The 5072-nt window shown below is 67.7% G+C and carries 4 protein-coding genes and 1 pseudogene; 4 read left to right on the top strand and 1 reads right to left on the bottom strand.

Features of this window, described 5'->3' with window-relative positions:
* The first annotated feature begins 57 nt into the window (after window positions 1-57).
* The 3 genes from AC30N0_RS01770 to AC30N0_RS01760 all read left to right on the top strand — a co-directional run bounded on the left by AC30N0_RS01770 (window position 58) and on the right by AC30N0_RS01760 (window position 3307).
* On the top strand, window positions 58-1239 hold the full coding sequence (locus AC30N0_RS01770) for an acyl-CoA dehydrogenase (RefSeq protein WP_489516222.1): 1182 nt from the start codon (window positions 58-60) through the stop codon (window positions 1237-1239).
* Between the two features lie 95 nt (window positions 1240-1334).
* Window positions 1335-3023: an AMP-binding protein gene (locus AC30N0_RS01765; RefSeq protein WP_489516221.1), complete on the top strand. Its 1689-nt coding sequence runs from the start codon at window positions 1335-1337 to the stop codon at window positions 3021-3023.
* On the top strand, window positions 3020-3307 hold the full coding sequence (locus tag AC30N0_RS01760; protein ID WP_489516220.1) for a hypothetical protein: 288 nt from the start codon (window positions 3020-3022) through the stop codon (window positions 3305-3307). Before AC30N0_RS01765 ends, AC30N0_RS01760 begins: the two co-directional genes overlap by 4 nt.
* 289 nt (window positions 3308-3596) lie before the next feature.
* Here the strand turns inward: AC30N0_RS01760 and AC30N0_RS01755 are convergent.
* Window positions 3597-4079: pseudogene (locus tag AC30N0_RS01755) on the bottom strand (tyrosine-type recombinase/integrase); the annotation flags it as partial.
* 303 nt (window positions 4080-4382) lie between these two features.
* Between AC30N0_RS01755 and AC30N0_RS01750 the strand changes: the two are divergent.
* Window positions 4383-5072, top strand: a 690-nt coding sequence (locus tag AC30N0_RS01750; RefSeq protein WP_489516219.1) for a PAS domain-containing protein, incomplete at its 3' end; no start/stop codon positions are given.

The following is a 5072-nucleotide window of genomic DNA, read 5'->3' as shown; positions in this document are numbered from 1 at the left end:
CCAGGTCGAGATCGAGGTCACCGCGGTCGTTCCCGACTAGACACAGGAGATTCAGACATGGCGACGACGAAAGCTTCCTTCCACTGGGACGACCCGCTCCTCCTCGAGCAGCAGCTCACCGACGACGAGCGCGCCGTGCGCTCGGCCGCCGCGGCCTACTGCCAGCAGCAGCTGGCGCCGCGCGTCGTGCAGGCCTTCCGCACCGGCGAGACCGACCCGAAGATCTTCCGCGAGATGGGCGAGCTGGGCTTGCTCGGCTCGACCATCCCCGAGCAGTACGGCGGCGGCGGCATGAACTACGTCTGCTACGGCGTCGTCGCGCGCGAGGTCGAGCGCGTCGACTCGGGCTACCGCTCGATGATGAGCGTGCAGTCGTCCCTCGTCATGGTGCCGATCAACGAGTTCGGCACCGAGACGCAGAAGCAGAAGTACCTGCCCAAGCTGGCGACCGGTGAGTGGATCGGCTGCTTCGGCCTCACCGAGCCGAACCACGGCTCCGACCCCGGCAGCATGGTCACGCGCGCGCGCAAGGTCCCGGGCGGCTATTCGCTGTCCGGCAGCAAGATGTGGATCACCAACTCGCCGTTCGCCGACGTGTTCGTCGTCTGGGCCAAGGACGACGAAGGTGCGATCCGCGGCTTCATCCTCGACAAGGGCGCCAAGGGCCTGAGCGCGCCGGTGATCCACGGCAAGGTCGGGCTGCGCGCCTCGGTGACCGGGGAGATCGTGATGGACGAGGTGTTCTGCCCCGAGGAGAACGCCTTTCCCGAGGTGCGCGGCCTGAAGGGCCCGTTCACCTGCCTCAACTCGGCCCGCTACGGCATCGCCTGGGGCGCGCTCGGCGCCGCCGAGGACTGCTGGCACCGCGCCCGCCAGTACACGATGGACCGCAAGCAGTTCGGCAAGCCGCTCGCCGCCAACCAGCTGATCCAGAAGAAGCTCGCCGACATGCAGACCGAGATCACGCTCGGCCTGCAGGGTTGCCTGCGCCTTGGCCGAATGAAGGACGAAGGCACGGCGGCGGTGGAGATCACGTCGATCATGAAGCGCAACTCCACCGGCAAGGCGCTCGACATCGCCCGCCTGGCGCGCGACATGATGGGCGGCAACGGCATCAGCGACGAGTTCGGCGTCGCCCGCCACCTCGTCAACCTCGAGGTCGTCAACACCTACGAGGGCACGCACGACGTGCACGCGCTGATCCTCGGCCGGGCCATCACCGGCATCTCGGCGTTCTGAGTCCCTGCCGCCGTCATCCTGAGCGCAGCGAAGGATCTCGCCGTGGTCCCCAGCCAAGATCCTTCGCCTCGCTCAGGACGACAAGGCCGCTGACGATGAAGCCCACCACCGCCCATGTCGATACCTTCGCGCGCGACCACCTGCCCGCGCCCGATGCCCAGCCCGAGTTCCGCTTCGACCTCCCCGAGCTGCAGTTCCCCGAGCGCTTGAACTGCGCCACCGAGCTGCTCGACCGCCATGTGAAGGAAGGCCGCGGCGGCCGGCCGTGCGTGAAGGCACCGAACGGCCCGGCCTGGACGTACGCCGAGCTGCAGGCCCAGGCCGACCGCATCGCCCACGTGCTCGTCGAGGACTGCGGCCTCGTCCCTGGCAACCGGGTGCTGCTGCGCGCCGCCAACAAGCCGATGCTCGTCGCCTGCTGGTTCGCGGTGATGAAGGCGGGCGGCATCGCCGTCGCGACGATGCCCATGCTGCGCGCCAAGGAGCTCGGCCAGGTGATCGACAAGGCGCAGGTGACGATCGCGCTCTGCGACGCCGCCCTGCGCAGCGAGCTCAAGGCCGCGGCCGCAGCGGCGTCGTCGACCACGCCCGCCAGGATCGTCTGCTTCGGTGCCGCCGCCCCCCGTCGTCCTGAGCGCAGCGAAGGATCTGACCCCCCCTCGCTCGAAACCCTCATGTCCCGCCACGACGCCCCCTTCCGGACCGTCGACACCGCCGCCACCGACACCTGCATCCTCGCCTTCACTTCCGGCACCACCGGCCAGCCGAAGGCGACGATGCACTTCCACCGCGACGTGATGGCGAGCTGCGTGTGCTTCCCGCCGCACGTGCTGCGCGCCGAGCCCGACGACGTCTTCATCGGCAGCCCGCCGCTCGCCTTCACCTTCGGCCTCGGCGGCCTGACGCTCTTCCCGATGCACATCGGCGCCTCGACCGTGCTGCTCGAGAAGGCCGGCCCGCCCGACCTGCTGGAGGCGATCGCGTCGCAGCGCGCCACCGTCTGCTTCACCGCGCCCACCTCGTACCGCGCCATGGCCGCCGGCGCGCGCGAGAAGAAGCTCGGGGCGCGCGACGGCGGTGCGCTCAGGAAGTGCGTCGCCGCCGGCGAGGCGCTGCCCGCCGCCACGCGTGCGCTCTGGAAGGAGTCGACCGGCATCGAGATCGTCGACGGCATCGGCGCGACCGAGATGTTCCACATCTTCATCTCCGCCGACGAGGCGCAGGCGCGCCCAGGCGCGACCGGCCTGGTCGTGCCGGGGTACCGGGCGCGCGTTGTCGACGACCACGGCAACGAGGTGCCGCGAGGCACGATCGGGAGGCTCGCGGTGCAGGGCCCCACCGGCTGCCGCTACCTGGGCGACCCGCGCCAGGCCGACTACGTGAAGGGCGGCTGGAACTACACCGGCGACGCCTACGTGCAGAGCGCCGACGGCTACTTCGTCTACCAGTCGCGCACCGACGACATGATCATCTCGGCCGGCTACAACATCGCCGCGGTGGAGGTGGAAGACGTGCTGCTGCGGCACGAGGCCGTCGCCGAGTGCGCCGTCATAGGCGTGGCCGACGATGAGCGCGGCCAGATCGTCAAGGCGTTCGTCGTGCTGCGCTCAGGGCAGCGGGGCGACGAGGCGATGGTGAAGGCGCTGCAGGATTTCGTGAAGGCGACGGTGGCGCCCTACAAGTACCCGCGGGCGGTGGAGTTTCGGGAGGCGCTGCCGCGGACGGAGACGGGGAAACTGCAACGCTTCCGGCTGCGCAGCAGCGAACTCAGGAGGGCTCCATGAACTGCATCAAGTCACTCGTTCTCTGCCTTCTGGTTCTAACGTCCGCCGGCGCCCTGGCCGTCGACGCGCGCGATCGTGGCTTCCTGAGCAAGGGCATGGGCGAAGGCGAGGTGATCCTGAAGATCGGCAAGCCCGACCACGAGGCGATCGTCACCAGCGTGAAAGGCCAGCCGGAAGAGAAGACATGGACCTACTTCCCGCACTTCCGCGACGCGCAGACGCTGACGATCATCACGTTCCGCCAAGGCGTGGTGATCAACATCGAGCGCAAGATCTCGCGCTGATGCAGGGCCGGGTGGCGGCAGCACGCGGCCGTCGCCGGGGGGTCGCCGTCGGTGTGGCCGAAGAGACTGCTTCAGACTAGATGCAGCCAGTCAACTTCGATCGTCGAATGTCAGCCCTTGGTCAAAGCCGACGTTGTCATCTCGTCAAGCCCATGGAGATGGCGCATCTGCGTGACCTGCTGCCCGCGACTGCCCGCTTCAAGCGGAGCCTGGACGTGGCGGCTCTGCCGGCGGCCGCCCACCGGCCGGCCGTGGTCGCAGCGAATACCGGGCGATTGATGCCCTCTGGTCACATCTCCGTCTGCTCAGAGATCTCCAGGGCGTCGCCGACCTCATTGCCAAGATGGCGCAGGGTCGACTCCAGCTTGGAGCGCCCGAGCAGCAACTGAACGGAACGAGGATCTTGGTGCGCCGGTAGATCAGCGTGGCCTAGGTGCACCGCATCGAGTGGGTGCCTTAGTCAGCGGGATCGAGTCCAAGCTCCTCGACCTCGCGCTCCAGAGTTCGAGCGTACTGGCGCGTGCCCAGATGCGGACAGTGATGCGACGTCGGGAAGACGAAGTCGTCCGACCTCAGTCCTGCTTGCTTGATCCAGTTCCGGACGGGGTCGCGGGTTGCTGGTGTGATCGCGAACTGAACCGGCCACTCGGTCTTGTGCTGCATGACGACGGCGCGAGACGCCACCTGGTCGCCGTGGCAGATGTCCCAACCCTGAGGCGACCAGATCGCAGCCGCGTAGCTTGCTGTCGATTCCGAGGTTGAGCAGGGCGAGCTATCGGAACCGATCCCCTCCGGAGGTAGCAGAGCGTCTGGCACACTGCATCCGGGCGGCGGACTCCCCGCTCGCTGAGAGCTCCGGGAGGCGCTCGACAGGCCTGGAGACCTCTTGGTGCACGACGGAACTCAGAACGGCTTTTCTCGAACACACGCTGTCGAGTCAATCTTTCCAGGCCGAGGCGACGTGGCCGGTCTTTGTCGTGAGAAGGATTGGTCGCCGACTCCGCTGGGCCCTGCGGCAGCTTGGCCGTTCAGCTTGCGTGCAGTAGCCGGTCTGGTCACGGCCGCGCCCGCGCCCATGGTTGTCCTCTGGGGGTCGGAGCTCGTGCAGATCTATAGCGACGGGTACCGCGCGATCATGGGTGCGAAGCATCCGGCTGGACTGGGCCAGCCTACCCGGCAGTGCTGGCCAGAGGTCTGGCAGTTCAACGCTCCCGTCTACGAAGCCGTGCTCGGTCGCGCAGAAAGCTTGACCTTTGAGCACCAGCGGCTCGTCATAGAGCGGCACGGTAGCCCGGAGGAAGCCTTCTTTACCCTCACGTACAGCCCTGTTTTCAACGAGGCAGGGCAGGCGGCCGGAGTGCTTGTGACCGTGCTGGAGACGACCGGCGAGGTGGCGCAAACGCTTGCGGAGGAGCGCCTGCATGTCGCATTGCAAGCGGCCGACCTCGGGACCTGGGATCTTGATCTGACGACGGATAAAGCGGCGGTTCGATCGCTGCGGCACGACCAGATCTTCGGATACGAGCAGGCCCAACCCGATTGGGGGCAGCAGATCGCGATGCGACATGTTCTCGAAGAGGATCGCCCGCTGTTCCAGCAGGCGTTCGCACGCGCAGGGCAGACCGGGGTCCTGTCGCTCGAGGTTCGGGTGCGCTGGCCCGACGGAACCGTGCACTGGATCGAGGCGCTGGGCCGGACTTACTACGATGGCGAGGGACGCCCGGTGCGCATGGCCGGAGTCGTGGCAGACATCACCGAGCGCAAG

It is taken from the genome of Rhizobacter sp. (genome assembly GCF_031412495.1).
Lineage (GTDB): Bacteria > Pseudomonadota > Gammaproteobacteria > Burkholderiales > Burkholderiaceae_C > Schlegelella_A.
Note: the sequence above shows the minus strand (reverse complement) of the source record. Positions and strands in the feature narration are given on the sequence as shown.